At 54.7% G+C, this 17,919-nt stretch carries 17 protein-coding genes and 1 other RNA gene; 9 read left to right on the plus strand and 9 right to left on the minus strand.

The window, feature by feature from the left end; translation table 11 throughout:
• Positions 1 to 73: 73 nt before the first annotated feature.
• From Pelsub_RS12335 to Pelsub_RS15955, 5 genes are read right to left on the minus strand one after another with little or no spacing between them, the layout of a single operon-like run.
• Positions 74 to 835: an iron-sulfur cluster-binding protein gene (locus Pelsub_RS12335; protein WP_116223441.1), complete on the minus strand. Its 762-nt coding sequence runs from the start codon at positions 833 to 835 to the stop codon at positions 74 to 76.
• Entirely contained in the window at positions 832 to 1,767 is a 936-nt protein-coding gene (locus Pelsub_RS12340) for a dihydroorotate dehydrogenase (protein ID WP_116223440.1), read from the minus strand. Before Pelsub_RS12340 ends, Pelsub_RS12335 begins: the two co-directional genes overlap by 4 nt.
• The gene (pyrF, locus tag Pelsub_RS12345) at positions 1,760 to 3,157 is read right to left on the minus strand and encodes an orotidine-5'-phosphate decarboxylase (RefSeq protein ID WP_116223439.1); all 1,398 of its coding nucleotides are present in this window, start codon (positions 3,155 to 3,157) and stop codon (positions 1,760 to 1,762) included. Before pyrF ends, Pelsub_RS12340 begins: the two co-directional genes overlap by 8 nt.
• A gap of 59 nt (positions 3,158 to 3,216) precedes the next feature.
• Positions 3,217 to 4,212: an aspartate carbamoyltransferase gene (gene pyrB / locus Pelsub_RS12350; protein ID WP_116223438.1), complete on the minus strand. Its 996-nt coding sequence runs from the start codon at positions 4,210 to 4,212 to the stop codon at positions 3,217 to 3,219.
• A gap of 29 nt (positions 4,213 to 4,241) precedes the next feature.
• Complete coding sequence (locus tag Pelsub_RS15955) at positions 4,242 to 5,312, minus strand: amidohydrolase family protein (protein WP_269778331.1); 1,071 nt, start codon at positions 5,310 to 5,312, stop codon at positions 4,242 to 4,244.
• Positions 5,313 to 5,566: 254 nt separating this feature from the next.
• On the opposite strand from Pelsub_RS15955, the gene Pelsub_RS12360 reads away from it, so the two are divergent.
• From Pelsub_RS12360 to Pelsub_RS12370, 3 genes are read left to right on the plus strand one after another with little or no spacing between them, the layout of a single operon-like run.
• Complete coding sequence (locus Pelsub_RS12360) at positions 5,567 to 6,472, plus strand: ABC transporter ATP-binding protein (protein WP_116223436.1); 906 nt, start codon at positions 5,567 to 5,569, stop codon at positions 6,470 to 6,472.
• The gene (locus Pelsub_RS12365) at positions 6,469 to 7,674 is read left to right on the plus strand and encodes an ABC transporter permease (protein WP_116223435.1); all 1,206 of its coding nucleotides are present in this window, start codon (positions 6,469 to 6,471) and stop codon (positions 7,672 to 7,674) included. The genes Pelsub_RS12360 and Pelsub_RS12365 overlap by 4 nt, the downstream gene beginning before the upstream one ends.
• Positions 7,667 to 8,893 carry an ABC transporter permease gene (locus tag Pelsub_RS12370; protein ID WP_116223434.1) on the plus strand — a complete coding sequence of 409 codons (1,227 nt, stop codon included), beginning with the start codon at positions 7,667 to 7,669 and terminating at the stop codon, positions 8,891 to 8,893. The genes Pelsub_RS12365 and Pelsub_RS12370 overlap by 8 nt, the downstream gene beginning before the upstream one ends.
• Before the next feature lie 413 nt (positions 8,894 to 9,306).
• Here Pelsub_RS12370 and Pelsub_RS12375 read toward each other — a convergent pair whose 3' ends face one another.
• Genes Pelsub_RS12375 through ruvB form a run of 3 tightly spaced genes read right to left on the minus strand, consistent with a single transcriptional unit; the run spans position 9,307 to position 12,042 of the window.
• Positions 9,307 to 10,002, minus strand: a complete 696-nt coding sequence (locus tag Pelsub_RS12375; RefSeq protein ID WP_116223433.1) for a uracil-DNA glycosylase — start codon at positions 10,000 to 10,002, stop codon at positions 9,307 to 9,309.
• A 2-nt stretch (positions 10,003 to 10,004) separates the two neighbouring features.
• Complete coding sequence (queA, locus tag Pelsub_RS12380; protein ID WP_116223432.1) at positions 10,005 to 11,015, minus strand: tRNA preQ1(34) S-adenosylmethionine ribosyltransferase-isomerase QueA; 1,011 nt, start codon at positions 11,013 to 11,015, stop codon at positions 10,005 to 10,007.
• Position 11,016: 1 nt separating this feature from the next.
• On the minus strand, positions 11,017 to 12,042 hold the full coding sequence (gene ruvB / locus Pelsub_RS12385; RefSeq protein WP_116223431.1) for a Holliday junction branch migration DNA helicase RuvB: 1,026 nt from the start codon (positions 12,040 to 12,042) through the stop codon (positions 11,017 to 11,019).
• A 114-nt stretch (positions 12,043 to 12,156) separates the two neighbouring features.
• On the opposite strand from ruvB, the gene upp reads away from it, so the two are divergent.
• A complete protein-coding gene (gene upp / locus Pelsub_RS12390; protein ID WP_116224972.1) occupies positions 12,157 to 12,783 on the plus strand; it encodes a uracil phosphoribosyltransferase in 627 nt (208 codons plus the stop codon).
• A 203-nt stretch (positions 12,784 to 12,986) separates the two neighbouring features.
• On the plus strand, positions 12,987 to 13,214 hold the full coding sequence (locus tag Pelsub_RS12395; protein WP_126440539.1) for a hypothetical protein: 228 nt from the start codon (positions 12,987 to 12,989) through the stop codon (positions 13,212 to 13,214).
• 724 nt (positions 13,215 to 13,938) lie between these two features.
• Here the strand turns inward: Pelsub_RS12395 and tpiA are convergent.
• On the minus strand, positions 13,939 to 14,694 hold the full coding sequence (gene tpiA, locus Pelsub_RS12400; RefSeq protein WP_116223430.1) for a triose-phosphate isomerase: 756 nt from the start codon (positions 14,692 to 14,694) through the stop codon (positions 13,939 to 13,941).
• A gap of 120 nt (positions 14,695 to 14,814) precedes the next feature.
• On the opposite strand from tpiA, the gene Pelsub_RS12405 reads away from it, so the two are divergent.
• From Pelsub_RS12405 to Pelsub_RS12420, 4 genes are all read left to right on the plus strand, one after another.
• On the plus strand, positions 14,815 to 15,642 hold the full coding sequence (locus Pelsub_RS12405; RefSeq protein ID WP_116223429.1) for a DUF2785 domain-containing protein: 828 nt from the start codon (positions 14,815 to 14,817) through the stop codon (positions 15,640 to 15,642).
• 88 nt (positions 15,643 to 15,730) lie between these two features.
• Positions 15,731 to 16,081, plus strand: an RNA gene (gene rnpB, locus Pelsub_RS12410) — RNase P RNA component class A.
• Between the two features lie 31 nt (positions 16,082 to 16,112).
• Complete coding sequence (locus Pelsub_RS12415) at positions 16,113 to 16,487, plus strand: cupin domain-containing protein (protein WP_116223428.1); 375 nt, start codon at positions 16,113 to 16,115, stop codon at positions 16,485 to 16,487.
• Positions 16,488 to 16,614: 127 nt separating this feature from the next.
• On the plus strand, positions 16,615 to 17,892 hold the full coding sequence (locus Pelsub_RS12420) for an MFS transporter (protein WP_116223427.1): 1,278 nt from the start codon (positions 16,615 to 16,617) through the stop codon (positions 17,890 to 17,892).
• The last annotated feature ends 27 nt before the right edge of the window (positions 17,893 to 17,919 follow it).

Raw genomic sequence — 17,919 nt, forward strand, 5'->3', positions numbered from 1 at the left:
TTTCTTCTCCTGTAATCAATGTCGATATTTTATTTTACACGAGAGCTCACGCTAGTGGGTCGCCCCATGTGTACTATGCGGGTTGATAGAAGGAAACCGGCCCATCCTTGCAGGTCAGCCAGCCGTGCGGCAGCCCGACAGCGTCGCAGGTGGGTTCGTCGATCTCGCACGAACCGCACAAGCCGATGCCGCAGCGCATCATAGCTTCCCAGGAGAATTGTCCGGCCAATCGGTTGTCTTTGCAGAAAGCTGCCAGCGCTAATAGCATCGGTTTAGGGCCGCAGGCGTACAGCGTTTGCGCGGGGAAATCCACCAGCGCGGCGCGCACCGCCTCCAGCACCAACCCACGCTGTCCGGCGCTGCCGTCTTCCGTGGCAGCCTCCACCCGGCAGCCGATCTCGCGGAAATCCTCCGCCAGCAGCAGCTCGGCCTGATTGCGCGCGCCCAGGCACACACAGACTTCCTCGCCGCGCGCCCTGGCCTGTTTGGCCAGAAAATACAGTGGCGCCGCGCCATATCCCCCGCCCACCAACAGATGCTTCTTTCCTTTTAACTCAAAACCCTGCCCCAGCGGGCCGCGCACCCATAAGGGCTGCCCGGGTTCCAGGGCACATAAAGCTTCGCTGAAAGGCCCCACCGCCGCGATGGCTGCCGTGAGCGGGTCAGCGTTGGCGATGCTGAAAGGTTTTTCGCCGACATCCGGCAGCCAGATCATTACAAACTGTCCGGGCTGCGCTTCCGCCAGCGGCCGGTCCAGTACCAAACTGCGCGTCCGGTAATTTTTCGGCTGTGAGGTGCTGATGAAATATCGTTGATATGCTTGCATGTCGCTCATCGGATTGCTATGCCTCTCATACTTGCCAGGTCGGGATAGCCCTCGCCCGCCATAAATTCATACATTTCCTCGGCAATGACCGCAAAAACATCCACACCGCGCTGCCAAACCGCCGAACCTACGCCCACCGCGGTAGCGCCCGCCATGATCATCTCGACCGCGTCCAACCCGTTGCTCACTCCGCCCAGCCCAATCACCGGGATACTAACGGTTCTGCTAATCTCGGCCACGCAGCGCAGTGCGATGGGCTTGATGGACCAGCCCGACACACCGCCCACCTTGTTGGAAAGCACCGGCCGTCCCGCGTATGGGTCAATCAGCATGCCCGGCACGGTGTTGATGGCCGTGATTGCGTCCGCGCCTTCCTCCTGTGCAGCTAAAGCAATGCGCGCGATATTAGGCACATTGGGCGCTAACTTGATCGCGATTGGCAATTTCGTTTTGGCCCGCACCATGCGTGTGACAGCCGCCGCGCTTTCCACCGAACCGGAGAAAGGCGTGCCGAATTCATCTCCCACGTTCGGGCAGGAAATGTTCACTTCGATCAGGTCAGGCTCGGCCGCGCTGACCCCGGCCGCCATGCGCCCAAAGTCCTCCACGGTCGGCGCGAAGATGCTGGCAATCAGGGGAATCCCCTGCGCGTGCAGCCTTTCGCGCGCGTCAATAAGCGTTGGAATTTCAGCTTCCAGTCCGGGGTTGGTCAGCCCGACCGCGTTGATAACTCCGCCGGCCCATTCCACCGCGATGGGGTTGGGATGCCCGGCGCGCTCTTCCGGCCCGCAGCTTTTGGAGGTCACCGCGCCGGCGCCGCAGGCTCCCACCCGCTCCAGCAACGCCGCGCTGGTGCCCAGTACGCCTGAGGCCAGAACCAGCGGGTTGTGCATGCGCACACCCGCCAGTTCACAGGTCAAATCGACAGAAACTTTATTCATCCAGGTAATCCCGCACGGACTGATAAGTTGCCGCGTCAATCAATCCGCTTTCCTTTAAAGTGGTCATGATTTCGCTGATGGTCAACACCGCGTGCAGCTTCAAACCCAGCTCGGCCATCTTGGCCGCGCCGCCCTGCTCGCGGTCCACCAGCACCACCACATCCGTTACGCTCAAACCGGCTTGCTTCAAAACTTCCAGTGAGGTAACGATGCTGCCGCCGCTGGTGATAACGTCTTCCAAAATCACCGCGCGCTGCCCGGCTTCAAAAGCGCCTTCGATGGCTTGCCCGGTGCCGTGTGTCTTGACTTCCTTGCGCGGATAGATGAAGGGACGCCCCAACTGTTGGGCCACCACAGCCGCGGTAGGCAGCGCCGCGTAGGGCACACCCGCGATGCGGTCGAAATCCAATTTCTCGACAATCTCCGCATAAAAACGTGCTGTCAAGCTGAACAATGCGGGGAATGAAACCACACGGCGCAGGTCGATGTAGATGGGTGATTTTTTGCCGGACGCGAGAGTGAAATTGCCAAAGCGTACACAACCGCTTTCAAACAAACCGCCCACCAGCTCCTTCTTCAACGATTGCGGTCCGCACTTGGTCTGGCGGAAAGTTTCAACTTCCCCCGCTATTTGAGCATTGTATTCGCGTGCGGCCGCGTTCGGGTCGGCCGCCTGCATCACGCCGCGCGAAACCGGCACGATCAGCCCGCTGCCGTCGGCGCGTAGTCCCGCTTGCAGGGCTTCCTGCAGGCTGCCGCCCTGCGCGCCCACCCCGGGCGCCAGGATCCAGTTTTGCGGGCACAGTGTGCGCACGCGCGCCAGGGCTTGCGGTTGGGTGGCGCCCACCACAAAGCCGATTTGGTCGGCCGAACCCCAGCTTTGCGCTATTTGTGCGACGTGCTCATACAGCGGCGGCAGGCCGTACAGCTGTAAATCCGCGGCCGAAGGATTGGAGGTATTGCATAAGATAAAGACCATTTTCCCGTCATACTTCAGGAAAGGTTCCACACTGTCCCGGCCCAGGTAAGGGCTGATGGTGACCGCGTCCGCGCCCCACTGTTCGAAGGCCGCTTTGGCGTAAGCTTGAGCGGTGGAACCAATATCGCCGCGCTTGACATCCAGCAGTACCGGAATGTTCCCCGGTACCGCCTGAATGATACGCTGCAGTGCGCGCAGCCCATCCGGACCATATTGTTCAAAGAAGGCAAAGTTGGGCTTATAACAGCAAGCCTGATCGTCCGTCTGTGCGATAATGCCTTGGGCCCAATTGACCAGCTTTTCTTCGTCGTTCGCGCCGTCGGTCAATTGCTCCGCGCGCGGATCCAACCCCACGCATAACAGCGATCGGTTGGCCTGTACTGCTGCTTCCAGTTTAGAAATAAAACTCATTTTTCGCTCCTGCTTTCTTTCCCCAAGGGAAAATGTGCTTCTCAAAAATCCGGCAAAAATTATGCTTCGCCTAATACGGAGGCCAGCAGCGCCATACGCACGAACATACCGTTGCGTACCTGGCGGAAATAAGCGGCCCGCGGGTCGCGATCGACTTTGTAATGAATTTCACCCACGCGCGGTAAGGGATGCATCACAATCATGTCCTTCTTGGCGTGAGCCAGTACTTCTTCAGTGATCTCGAAATAATTTTTAACTTCTTCGTACAGGGCCATATCGGTGAAGCGTTCTTTTTGGATGCGGGTTACGTACAGGACGTCTACATCTTTGATGATATCTTCCATGCGATCCGTTTCGCGTACATCGATGCCCTTGTTGATCAATTCGTTCATCAGGTTGAGCGGCAGGCGCAGGGTATCGGGAGAAACGTAGCGCAGGCTGACGTCGTAATTTTCCAGCAGTTTGGTCAGGCTGTGTACGGTCCGTCCGTTGCGCAGGTCGCCCAGCATGGCCACCTTCAACCCATCGATGCGGCCGAATTCCTTGCGGATGGTGTATAAGTCCAGCAGTGCCTGCGTGGGGTGCTCGCCCGCTCCGTCGCCGGCGTTGATAATCGGCACGGATGCGTATTTGGCTGCTTGTGCTGCCGAACCAATTTCGGGATGGCGCAGCACAATGATGTCGGCATATTTTTCCAGGGTCAGCATGGTGTCCACCAGGCTCTCACCTTTGGATACGGAAGAATATTGGATACCCTGCGTGATCGGGATGGTGCTGCCGCCCAGGCGTTCCATAGCGCCGATGAAAGAGGAACTGGTGCGCGTACTGGGTTCGTAGAACACGCAAGCCTGAACGTAGCCTTTCAGCAAGTCGCAAGCGCCAACTTTTTCTACCATCTCCGCCATTTCTTCTGCCCGCGTGAAGATGTAGGAAAGTCCGGCTTTATCGAACTGGTTGACGGACAGAATATCTTTCTGATACCAGCCGTTCTTGAACTTGGGCTCTCGTGTCACTCCTTCCAGATTGAATAATTTCTCGATTTTGATTTGGTCCATTTTTTCTCCTTTAATTTTCTTTTCTCGATTTATTGGATGATTCCGTTTTTGACGACCTCTTTGCCGTCCAGCACCACGCGCTTGATGCGCCCCTGCATCTGCATGCCGTCGTAGGGCGACCAACCGCATTTGGTATAGAGTGGGTGGTCCGGGAAGGTGTAACTTTCCTCGGGATCCACTTCCACCCAGGTATCTGCCTGTTCAGGCAGGTTGAAGATGCGCCGCGGATTGTCGTACATCAGTGCTTTCAGCCGTGCCATACTCAAGCGTCCTTCCGCCACAGCCGTCAGCATCAACGGCAGCGCCGATTCCAGCCCGGGCACGCCCGGCGGTGGGTTCTGCGCCGCGGACTTCTCCGAAAGTGTGTGCGGCGCGTGGTCGGTGGCCACAATGTCGATGGTGCTTCCGATGCGATCCCACAATCCTTCCACGTCGCGCTGCTCCGCCAGACGCGGACGCATATCCCCCAGGGGGCCCAGCCGCTGCGCGTCCGCCTGCGTCAGGAATAAGTGATGCGGGGTAACCTCGCAGGTCACCGGCAGGCCGTCCCGCTTGGCCGTCGCAATCCACTCGATTTCGTCCTTACGGCTGACGTGGCAGAAATGCACCGGCCGTTCCAGCTTTTCCGACACGCGGATCCCCATACGGATGTTGTCTCCCTCGGCATGCAGCGACAGCACCTTATCGCGCGGCCAGGCCTGCGCGATGTGCAGCAGGTCTTCTTCGTTGTCCACCTTCAATTGGCCGTAAGTTGGATCCAGGTAAATTTTGAGCGCTTTGGCAATTCTCCCCAGCATGGTCAGTTGTTCCAGCGAGGCCATGGTCGCGCCGCAGTATAAATACACCGGGCACAAGCCTTCCCACTCGGCCTGCTCCTGGTAGTGCCGCCAGGTATCCAGGTCGGTCAGCGGCGGATTCGTATTGGGCATCGCCATCACCTGGGTAATTCCGCCTACCAGCGCGGCGGCGGTTCCGCTGCGGAAATCTTCCTTGTGTTCCCCGCCCGGTACGCGCAGGTGCACATGCACATCTACCAAACCCGGCAGCTTGATCCAATTCGGATTTACCATCTCGTTTTCATCTCTTTCATTTTTCAGCATTTCCATCTCCATAACCTCTGCAAACAGGCAAAAAAAAGACCCCCAAAAGGGGGTCAATGGAAATTAATAAATAACCTCAGGTGTGCGGTGCTGCGTACGTTCCAAACCCGGGATTTTCATTTTTCTCCTTATCCGTATATGTGGTGGCAAATTGCGCAATTTATACCACAATTAGCGGCGAATGTAAATAATCTAGTCTGATTTTACATCGATTTGTGGTTAAAATATACCGTATTTTAAGAATGGAGCCATACATGCAGGTAGTTCAGGTAGAAAACATCACGAAATCTTTTGGAAATGTGCGCGCTGTCAACGGCGTCAGCTTTACGGTGGAATCCGGGGAAATTCTGGGGCTGATCGGCCCCAACGGCGCCGGCAAGACCACCACCATCCGCATGCTGCTGGATATCTTTAAACCGGATAGCGGCAGCGTGGCAGTGTTGGGCGGCCCCATGGACGAAAGCAAGAAAAACCGCGTCGGTTATCTGCCGGAGGAACGCGGGCTTTACCAGGATATCAGCCTGGAAAAATGCCTGGTCTACCTAGCTTCCATCAAGGGCATGCCCGCGGCTCTGATCGAGGAGCGCCTGACGGATTACCTGCAGCGCTTTGACCTGACCGAGTACCGCAAGCGCAAGGTCAAGGACCTCAGCAAGGGTATGCAGCAGAAAGCCCAGATCATTACCACCTTCATCCACCAACCCCAACTGGTCATCGTGGATGAACCCTTCAGCGCGCTCGACCCGCTTAATACCCAAATGGTTAAAGACCTGCTGCGCGAGGAAAGGGCGCGCGGCACGGCTATTATCATGTCCACGCACCAGATGAACCAGGCCGAGGAATTGTGCGACCGCATCCTGCTGGTCGACAAAGGCCGCATCATGCTTTCCGGCCCAATCGATCAAATCCGCCGCCAGTTCGCCCGTCCGGAGATCCTGATCAAAAGCAGCGCTCCCCTGCCGGCGAACATCCCCGGCATTCAACGCATTGAAATTGAAAACCACCATCAACGCGCATTCCTGGAAGCCGGCGCTTCTCCCCAGGCTGTCTTGAACGAAATCATACAGCGCGGCGTTCTGCTGGATCTGTTCGAGGTGGCCCAACCCACTTTGGATGAAATCTTCATCCAGGTCGTTACCGGCGGTGGAACGCAGGCATGAAAAAGATCTGGCTGATTTTTAAATATGAGTACACCCGGCGTGTCAAAACGCGCGGATTTATCTTTGCCGTGCTCAGCATGCCGCTGCTGGTCGTCCTGGCTATGGTCATGGCGGTCATTTCCGTTTCCCTGCAAACCAGCAAACTCCCCGCCGGTTACGTGGATCTTTCCGGTAATTTTGCCGATGCATCCACGCAAGCGGCCGCGGTTAACCTGATTGGGGATATCGACCTGATTACCTTCAGCGATGTCAGCGCGGGGCAGGATGCTTTAGCGGATGAAGAGATTCAAGCGCTGTTTGTCATCCAACCGGATTATATACAAACAGGCGCCATAATTGCCTATGCGAATGAGCGCCCGGGCGATAACGCTTACGAACGCATACAGGATTTTCTGCAATCCAACCTGCTGGCAGGTGAGGATGCGCAGGTCCGGGAACGCATCACGCGCGGCAGCAACATCACCGTGCGTTCGCTGGACGGCTCCCGCCAGGCCAGCATGCGCGACTGGTTCGTGGTGCTTTACCCATTCCTGACCGGGTTAATCTTCATCATCGTGATTAACATCAGCGGCGGTTACCTGCTGCAATCTGTGGTGGATGAAAAAGAAAATCGCACCATGGAAGTTATCGTCACCTCTGTCTCTCCTGAACAATTAATGACCGGCAAGATCCTGGGTAACCTCAGCGTAGGCCTGACCCAGCTGCTGATTTGGCTGCTCTTCGCCGCCATCGGCCTGGCCGGTATGCAGATGATTTATCGGGCTGATTTTGTCCCGTCCCTCACCCCCGATCAGATTGCCCTGTTCGTTGGGCTGATCCTGCCCGGCTTTATTTTGATTGCCGCCCTGATGACCCTGGTGGGCGTCAGCGTTACGGACATGCGCGAAGCTCAACAAGTCAGTTTGCTTTTCACCCTGCCCATGGTAGCGCCCTACTGGTTTGCCGGCGCCCTGCTGCAGCACCCCAATCACCCGCTGTCCGTCATCATGAGCCTTTTTCCGTTGACCGCCGTGGTCAGCATGCCCATGCGCATCAGCATTGCCAGCGTGCCTCTTTGGCAAATCCTGTCAGCCTACATTCTGACCTGGGTCAGCGCCCTGGCCGCCCTGAAACTGGCCGCGCGCGGCTTCCGCCGCGGCATGCTGCAGTACCAGCACCGCATCCGCCTCAATGAGATTCTGAAGGGCAAAACTCATGAATAAAATCCGCACCATCATTCACTACGAGCTGACCAACATCTTTTCGCGTAAATCCTACATGCGCATGGTTTTTATAATGCCTATTATCGGATTCCTGGTTTATAGCGGCGCCGCCCTGGTCAATCGCGGCATCGCCCCGGAAGGGGTCAGCAGTTTCATGAGCGCTTCCGCGCCCGCCGAGGGGGCGCAGGGTGTGCTGGATCAGTCCGGCATTATTGCCAAAGTTCCGGAGGATATGGCTGATGCGGTTGTGCTGCTGGACAGTCAGGAACAAGGCCAGCGGATGGTAGCTGACGGGCAATTGTCTGCCTATTACGTTATCGCGCCGGATTATCTGGAAAGCGGGGATATCCTCTTCGTGCAAAAGGACTACAACTTTTTGGCCACTCAAAACGAAGCTGGTGTGGTTCGCGATCTCATCGCCTGGAACTTGTTCAGCGACAAACAGGCTGCTGCCCGCTATTTGGATCCGATGGAAATAGATCTGCAATACACCCGCCCGCAAACCGCTAAGGATTTTGGCGGATCGCAGAATTTCTGGCTGCCCTACAGCCTGATGATGTTGTTTTACCTGCTCATCATCGGCTCGTCCAGCCTGATGCTGAACAGCATCACCTACGAAAAACAAAACCGCGTCATCGAAGTGCTGTTAACATCCTACTCCACCAACGAAATGCTGATCGGCAAAACCATCGCACTGGGTCTGGCCGGCTTGTTCCAAACGCTGGTCTGGACCGGCACCGGTTTTGTGCTGCTGACCCTGGCCGGACGGCAGTTTTCTCTGGGAGCGTCTTTCAGTTTGCCGCCCATCATTTTAGTGTGGGGCGTCGTCTTCTTCTGCCTGGGTTACGCCCTCTATTCGAGCCTGATGGCCGGGCTGGGGGCGCTGGTGCCCAACCCAAAAGAAGGCAGCCAGGCCACGCTGGTGGTGATTTTCCCGCTCATCATCCCGCTCTTTTTCAGCAACCTGGTCGCCACTGCGCCCAACGCGCCCATTTTTGTGTTCTTCAGCCTGTTCCCGCTGACCTCGCCCATCTCCATGGTCTCGCGCATGTCCGCTGCCGCGGTGCCCGCCTGGCAAGTTGCCCTGTCCATCTTCCTGCTGCTGATCGCCATCGTCTACACCATCCGCTCCGTGGCGCGTATCTTCCGCGCCCAGGCTCTGCTGGCCGGCAAACCTTTCAAAGTGCTGGATTTCGTCAGGGCGTTTCGGATTAAATAAAACCTTTTTAACCACAAATGGACACGGATAAAAACTGATAAACCCTTTTATAGCTGATGCACACAGATGGACGCTATCATGTCATTCTGTCGCAGCCTGCTACAGGAGTAGCAGGCGAAGATGCCGCATCGTTTGCAGTGTCATACTGCAGAACGATGCGGTAAATAGTAAGAGGAATCTCGGCCTGCCAAAGTAAATACATGAGAGCCGAGATCCTTCGGTCGCTGCTTCCGCTGCGCGCAAGCAAACCGCTCCCTCAGGATGACACATAACTCCCTGTCATTGCGAGCCCATCAAAGATGGGCGAAGCAATCTTTTTAAAAAGGGATTTTTCAGATCCGTTCAGGATAACACTCAGGAACTATTTCCAAGACCATAAAAAAGAGAAAAAATATTTTGTGTATTCTGTGGTTCTACTCACCCAACTCCGCCCGCACCCGCGCCCACACCTCCGCGAACATTTCCATCGTCAAACGCCCCGTTTGCGTGTTCTGCCGGCTGGGATGATACGAGCCCAGCAGCCAGGGCACACCTGCGCCAAAGCGATAAACCACGTTATGCCCAAATGCAGGCTTCGTCTCCCATTCCAACGAATAGCGTTCCTGCAATAAACGTAAACTTTCCGTGAACGCCAGGCTGCCCAGCGCCACGATGCCCTGCAAATTCTCCAGCAGATCCATCTCTGTCTGTAAGTATGGCAGGCAGTTGCGAATTTCCGCGCGTGTGGGCTTGTTATCGGGCGGCGCACAGCGGCATACCGCGCTGATATATAAATCCTTCAATTTCAGGTCATCTTCGCGTGATTCAGCTAACGGCTGGCTGGCAAATCCGGCCGTGTACAGCGCCGGATAAAGGAAATCCCCGGAAGCGTCTCCTGTGAACATGCGTCCCGTACGGTTGGAGCCGTGCGCTCCGGGCGCCAACCCCACCACCAGTACGCGCGCGGCAGTGTCGCCGAAACCCGGCACCGGCATGCCCCAATATTCACAGTCGCGATAAGCGCGCCGTTTCTCGCGGGCTACCTGCTCGCGCCAGGCTACCAGCCGCGGGCAAATCCGGCAGCTCGTAACGGTTCGGTCGTGGGCTTCCCAGTCGCTTTGTTTGGTCATCTTCATTCAATCAGCATCGCGTCCCCGAAGGAATAAAAGCGATATTTTTCTTCAATGGCTGCCTGATAACAGCGCCGCATATTCTCGAATCCGGCAAAGGCGCTCACCAGCATCAGCAGCGTGGATTTCGGCAAATGGAAGTTGGTGATCATCGCATCCACAACTTTGAATCGATAACCCGGATAGATGAACAGTCCGGTGGTGTCGGCGTACGGCCGCACTCCGCCCTGTCCGTCCATGGCCGATTCCAGCGTGCGCACCGAGGTAGTGCCCACCGCGATCACGCGCCGCCCTTCCGCTTTGGCTTGGTTGATTAATGCCGCGCTTTCCGGGCTGACCTGGCACCACTCGGTGTGGATCTTATGCTCTTCCACCGTATCTTCAGTCACCGGCGCGAAGGTATCCAGCCCCACGTGCAGCAGAACTTCCGTGAAAATCACGCCGTAACTCCGTAATTCCGCCATGATCTCTTTGGTGAAATGCAGTCCGGCGGTCGGTGCGGCAGCCGAGCCTTCCACCTCCGCGTACACGGTTTGGTAGCGTTCCGGATCATCCAGGTGTTCATGGATGTATGGCGGCAGCGGCATCTCGCCCAGATCTTTCAGGTGCGGGCCGACCGGTTGGTTGAATTGGATGATGCGCTTGGATCCTTCCAGTTCCGCCACGATCGTGCCTTCCACGCCCTCGTCGAAAGTCAGTTTCTTTCCTGTGGTGACGCGCTTGCCGCCCACCAGCACTTCCCACTGCTCATTTTCCAATTTCTTCAACAGCAGCACTTCCACCTTGCCGCCGGTCTCCTTGTGGGCATACAGCCGCGCCGGAATGACGCGTGTATTGTTGACCACCAGCAGATCCCCCGGCCGCAGGTATTGGCGGATGTCGCGGAAATAGGTGTGCGTAATGCGGTCCTGCGCGCGGGAATACACCAAGAGGCGCGAGTCCGTGCGTGTTTTCAAGGGCACCTGAGCAATCAGCTCAGGCGGTAAGTCGTAATTAAAATCGTCTGTTTTCACGTTATTCGATCAGTTTAGGTTGAGATGGTTTTTCCTGGTAAGGAATTTTTAAATGGTCGTAGGCTTTCCTGGTAGCCACCCGCCCCTGAGCGGTGCGCCCCAGGAAACCCAGCTGCATCAGATAAGGTTCGACCACATCCATGATGGTGTCGGCCTCTTCGCTGATGGAGGCGGCAATGGTGCTTAGTCCCACTGGGCCGCCGTTGTATTTTTGAATGATGGTCAGCAGTACCATGCGGTCGATATCGTCCAACCCCAGGCTGTCGATGCTCATCAGGTTGAGGGCTTCCAGCGCCACGTCGCGGGTCAGGTGTCCGTCCGCGCGCACTTCGGCGAAGTCGCGCACCCGCCGCAGCAGCCTCAGCGCCACACGCGGGGTCCCGCGTGAACGCCGTGCGATTTCCGCCACGCCGTCTTCATCGGTGGTAACGCCCACAATGTCGGCCGCGCGTTTGATGATTTGTTTGAGCGCCTCCTGGTCGTAATAATCCACGCGGTATACCGCGCCAAAGCGCGCCCGCAGCGGGGCGCTCAGCAGCGCCAGACGAGTTGTGGCGCCCACCACTGTGAAATGCGGCAATTTCAGGCGGATGGAACGCGCCGAAGGGCCTTTGCCGATCACTATATCCAGTGCGTAATCTTCCATGGCCGGGTAAAGAACCTCTTCAACGGCCTTGCCCAGCCGGTGGATTTCATCGATGAAAAGGATATCGTGTCCGTTCAGGTTGGTCAGGATAGCCGCCAGGTCCCCCGCCCGTTCAATCGCCGGCCCGGCGGTCACGCGGATGTTCGCGTGAATTTCGTTCGCCAGCACATGCGCCAGCGTGGTCTTACCCAATCCGGGCGGTCCGTAAAACAGGACGTGATCCAGGGCCTCTTCGCGCTGCTCGGCAGCCTGAATCAGGATGCCCAGGTTTTCACGCAGCTGGTTCTGGCCAATAACTTCCCCCAGCATGCGCGGGCGCAGGCCATTGCCGTATTGGTCCTCACTGGTGTTTTCCGGGTTGCTGATGCGTTGATTATCCAAAATGTTTTCCTGAGATCATATTTTATTCCATTATAACTTCACTGCCCGCTTGCCAAATCCATGCTTGTTTTGATATGATAAATGAAATCTTACTGCAATTATACGGGAGCCTACATGGAAAATGTATTTGTATCCAGCCATCCATTGGTGAAACATAAATTATCCAAGTTACGTGATACGGAAACTACCCCAAAGAAATTCAGGGAATTAATTAGAGAAATCGCTGGTTTGATCGCTTATGAAGCAACCAGCGATTTGCTTATCTCGCCTGTTGAGGTGCAAACACCATTGGCCCTCACTCAGGGCTGGGAGCTCATGGAAAAAATCGGTTTGGTACCCATCCTGCGCTCCGGCTTGGGCATGGTGGAAGGCGTTTGGGAACTGGTTCCCACCGCTGAAGTCTGGCATATCGGCCTTTATCGCGATGAAAAAACCCTCAAACCGGTGGAATATTACAACAAACTACCCATCGCGCCTTCAGTGGGTGTCTGCCTGATCCTGGATCCCATGCTGGCAACCGGCGGATCCGCCGTGGCCACCATTTCCATCCTCAAAAAATGGGGTGTACAGCGCATCAAGTTCATGGGCATCATCGCCGCGCCCGAAGGCATCCAGACCGTGCATGACGAGCATCCGGATGTGCCCCTCTATCTGGCCGCCGTGGATGAACACCTGAATGAGGTCGGCTACATTGTCCCCGGCCTGGGCGACGCCGGCGACCGCCAGTTTGGCACAGCTTGAAATTAAAGTGGGCTGAATAGATTTCATAAACTTCGGATTGCCCAGCCACCAGTTCTATCTGTGTTCATCAGTGTTCATCAGTGGTTAGTAAAAATGTAGGTCAGGCATTCTTGCCTAACCTTATTCTTTTTCCAGCTGTTTTCACCTTAGCCTTTTCGGAGGGCCTCATGAAAGTAAAACAACCACCCTTCTAAGCAGTTGTTATGAAAGAAGCGTTTTATCTGTGTGCATCCACCATTAAAGGTTTTATCTGTTTTTATTTGTGTTCATCTGTGGCTAATAAAAATGTAGGTCAGGCATTCTTGCCTGACCTTATTCTTTTTCCAGCAAATCAAGAGAAGGATGCATGCGATAAATATGCAATCCTGTATCACTCCAAGCAGCCGCTCAGGATGACACTGGCACCATCCATTGTCATTCTGAGCCCATAGGGCGAAGAATCTCGGCTGGTAGACCGTACTGTTCTCACCTAAGCGTGTTCGGAAGGCCTCATGAAAGTAAAACAACCACTCTTCTAAGCAGTTGTTATGAAAAAAGCGTTTTATCTGTGCGCATCAACTATTAAGGGATTTATCTTTTTTTTATCAGTGTTCATCTGTGGTTATTAAAAATATAGGTCAGACAAGAATGCCTGACCTTATTCTTTTTCCAGGGAATCAAGAGAAGGATGCATAAGATAAATATGCAATCCTGTATCACTTCAAGCAGCCGCTCGGGATGACACAAGCACCATCCATTGTCATTCTGAGCCCATAGGGCGAAGAATCTTGGCTGGCAGACCATACTATTTGCATCCTAGGTGTTCTCACCTAAGCGTGTTCGGAAAGACCCATGAAAGTAAAACAACCACTCTTTTAAGCAGTTGTTATGAAAAAAGCGTTTTATCTGTGTCCATCAACCATTAAGGTTTTTATCTTTTTTTATCCGTGTTCATCTGTGGTTATTAAAAATGCAGGTCAGACAAGAATGCCTGACCTTGTTCTACCATGCCATCTGTGGTTATTTATATTGTAGGTCAAGCATTCGCCTGTGCCTTCCAGGGTATGCCTAACTCAATCTACATTGTTCAATAATTCCATCTGTGTTCATCTGTGGCTAGTACAAAAAAAAGGCGGTCAATGACCGCCTTTTTCCTTTCCAAAAATAATGCTTTACTTACGCAGCAGCTTCTACAATCTTAACGAAATCTTCCGCTTTCAGCGCAGCGCCGCCGATCAGCCCACCGTCAATATCCGGTTTGCCGAAGAAATCGGCCGCGTTGCCGGCCTTGACTGAACCGCCGTACAGGATGCGGATCTTCTGGGCCACTTCGTCGCCGAAGGCCACAACCAGGTTCTTGCGCACCACATTGCCGATCACGTCCTGGGCTTCTTCCGCGCTGGCGGCTTTGCCCGTGCCGATGGCCCAAATGGGTTCGTAAGCCACAACCAATTTCTCGGCATCTTTGGCTTCAATTTCTTTCAAGCCGTTTTTTACCTGGCGGGCAACCACATCCCCGGTCTTTCCGGCTTCATACTCATCCAGTGTCTCACCCACGCAAACAATGGGGGTCAGGCCGATGGCGATGGCCGCTTTGACCTTCTTATTCACGGTTTCATCGGTGTCGCCAAAGTAAGCGCGCCGTTCCGAGTGGCCGATGATCACGTATTGGCAGAATTCCTTAACCATCGCGGGGGATAATTCGCCCGTGAAAGCGCCGGATTCTTCCCAATGCAGGTTCTGGGCGCCCAAACCGACTTCGGTGCCGGCCAGCATACCCGAAATAACCATCAAGGAGGTAAAGGGCGGGCAAACCACCCGATCTACAGTCTTGACCGCTTCCAGGCCAGGCAGCATATCGGCAACCAACAGGGTCGCCTGATCAACAGTTTTATTCATTTTCCAGTTACCAGCAACAAAAGGCTTTCGCATGTTCAACTCCAAAAATATTTGTTGTGCCCATTATAACTAGTATTTATCTTTTTAACCCTATAATTAGGGCATTAAATGATAAGAGCGTAATTAAATTCGGATTTTCGAGGAACAATTGCCATGCTGCCGCTTAAAACCAGATTACAAACCCTCCGGGAAAGAGATTTTTCCATCCCGGCTGACCTCAATCGTGTTTCTCTATTAAACGAGATGCTGGAAAATATCGGCTCTCCCGATAGTGAATTGCGTGATGACCTGATCTATACCTGTTTGTACGAATGGATTGCGTACAAACCGCTGTTTTCTGTGGAAGAATTGCAGGAAACCTGGCCTTTGCTTCTGGATCCCCGGCATCTGTTCTTCCATATTGGCGAAGAAGGAACGGATACCGTTTTTACCCGGTCATTTTCTGTTTTAGCACTGGCGCTCATTATTTATCGCCATCGGGAAGAAGCCTTTTTATCCAAACAAAACCTACAGCGGATACTTGACGCGCTCTGCCGTTTTATATACGAAGAGCGTGATCTGCGCGGCTATGTGCCCGGGCCAGGCTGGGCGCATGCCATGGCGCACAGCGCCGATGCGCTGGACGAGCTGGCCCAATGCGCGGAGTTGGACGAAAGCGATCTGCTGCAGATCCTGGCTGCCATCCTGGCCGGCATGAGCCGCCCACAAGCGCCTTTCGTGCAGCGTGAAGACGAACGCATGGCCACCGCCTTCGTCAGCCTGGTCGAACGCAATCGGGTTCCATTTGAAGAAATCAGCGCTCATCTCGCGGAAACGGTTGAAGTCCTGCGGGAAAAACCCTTTGATCCCCGGAATTTCAGCGCCTGGAATTTCCGAAATTTCCTGCGCGCGCTTTATTTCCGCTTAAGCCGTGCCGGTCGGGTAGACAATACCGCCGAGATCCGCAAACTCGAAGATGCTCTCAATGCACCCCGATCCTAAAAGTAAACCATAGAGTTCCGAACGTATTTATTCAATCCGCCTCACCCAATTGACGGAAATGCCCGATTTGGTTATGATGAATTCAAACCGGGTTGGCCGGATGATCGCGGCATGCACCGCATGTCGAGGAAAGTCCGTACTCCATAGAGCACGAAACCGGGGAAACCTCGGGACGGGGTAACCTGTCGGATAGGGCCACAGAAACATACCGCCTTTCGGGGTAAGGGTGAAATGGTGGTGTAAGAGACCACCGGGAACCGCAGTAATGCGTTCGCCGGGCAACCCCTTTCGGGAGCAAGGTTAAACAGATGCCTGGTCTCCACAGGCCGCTCACCTGGCCGGCGCAAGCCGGCGGCGTCAGGTAAACCGCTCAGACAGATGATCATACAGGCAGGCTTTGCCTGCCGGACAGAATACGGCTTATAGACCAACCCGGGTTTTAGCAATCATCAACTTTAAGGAGAACAATTATGTCAGTCATCCATAAGTTCAAAGGCGATACCAGCAATTACGGTTGGCAAGGCGTCAACGGAATGATTCCCTCCGAAGAAGGCGTAAAAGACACTACCCTGCACATCCTGTTGGGCAAGGATGAAAGCGAAGCTCATTTCATCACGCGCTACTTCCGCGTGGAGCCGGGCGGTTTCTCCCCCTTGCACCAGCACCCGCACGAACATGAGGTAATCATCCTGCACGGTAAAGGCACAGTGCAGATTAATGATGATGTCAAAGAAGTAACGCCTTTCGATGCCATCCTGATCAGCGGCGGAGACATGCATCAATTCAAGAACATCTCCGATGAACCGCTGGGTTTCCTATGCATCATTCCTAAATTGGCCTCCTGAATAATGAAAACAAGACCGGCTGTTTCTCGCCGGTCTTGTTATTTAAGTAAAGCTATTTTCCAATATGAAAACTATTATTGCATAATACCGTAAATAATAACGAACCCATTCGTCGAAAGGACCCGCTATGATGCAAAACAATACCATTAGCGCCAATTGGAAGAAACCCTTCTTTGCATTCTGGATCAGTCAGGCATTTTCGCTCTTTGGATCCTCCCTGGTCCAATTTGCCCTGGTCTGGTGGCTGACTAAAACTACCGGATCGGCTTCCATCCTGGCCACCGCCTCTGCCGTCGCCGTCATCCCGGAAATCATCGTGAGTCCTTTCGCAGGTGCTATCATTGACCGCTCCAATCGTAAACGGGTCATGATCCTAGCCGACGCGATTATCGCGATTGCCACCATTATCCTGGCTGTGGTTTTCTATTTCGGCGCCGTTCAAATCTGGCAAATTTACCTGCTAATGTTCGTGCGCTCGGTTGGCGGCGCTTTTCATTACCCCGCCGAACAGGCTTCCATTTCTCTGATGGTGCCGGAAAAGCACCTCTCCCGTATTGCCGGGTTGAACCAGGCTCTATACGGAAGCATCAACATTATCGCTCCTCCGGCCGGCGCGCTGTTGCTGGAGCTCCTGGATGTACAGGGCACCATGGCGGTTGATTTCGTAACCGCCTTCATCGCGATTTCCATCCTGCTCTTCATCCATATTCCCCAGCCGGAAACCGAAGGAGAAAGAGAACCCATCTCCGTACCTTCGCTGTTTGCAGACCTGAAAGGCGGGTTCCTGTACATCCTGAATTGGAAGGGGCTGATAGCCCTGATTGGCATTGCCATGGTGTTCAAACTGGCGCTCTCCCCCGCTTTCTCTCTGCTGCCGCTGCTGGTCAGCAAGCACTTCAACGGTGAAGCAGCCCAATTTGCTTTGGTAGAGTCCATTTCCGGCATCGGCGTGGTCATCGGTGGGCTGATTTTGGGTGTTTGGGGTGGTTTCAAAAAGCGCATCTGGACCATGTGGATGTCGTTGTCCTCCATTGGCCTCTGCCTGCTGTGGGTCAGCACCATGCAGCCCAGCCAATTTTCGCTCTTTCTGCCGGCCATGTTTCTGTTCGGTTTCATGGTCCCGTTTATCGACGGCCCCTTCATCGCCATCATCCAGGCCAATGTCAGTCCCGAATTCCAGGGCCGTGTGCTCACCATGACCACCAGCCTGTTATGGTTGACCACCCCCATTGGCCTGGGCATTGCCGGCCCGGTGGCGGACGCTTTTGGAATCCCCATTTGGTATGCCATAGCAGGCAGCTTGTGTTTAGCAGGTATGCTGGTCGGCATCCTGCTCCCTCAGGTGCGCAATATCGAAGGCAATAATGAAAAAACGGTCCCCGAAGTCAGCGCCAGCGTTGATTAGGATCATACCGGCATTAACTCCCTTATT

Origin of the sequence: Pelolinea submarina, from assembly GCF_003966975.1 — a bacterium.
Classification (GTDB): Bacteria; Chloroflexota; Anaerolineae; order Anaerolineales; family Anaerolineaceae; genus Pelolinea; species Pelolinea submarina.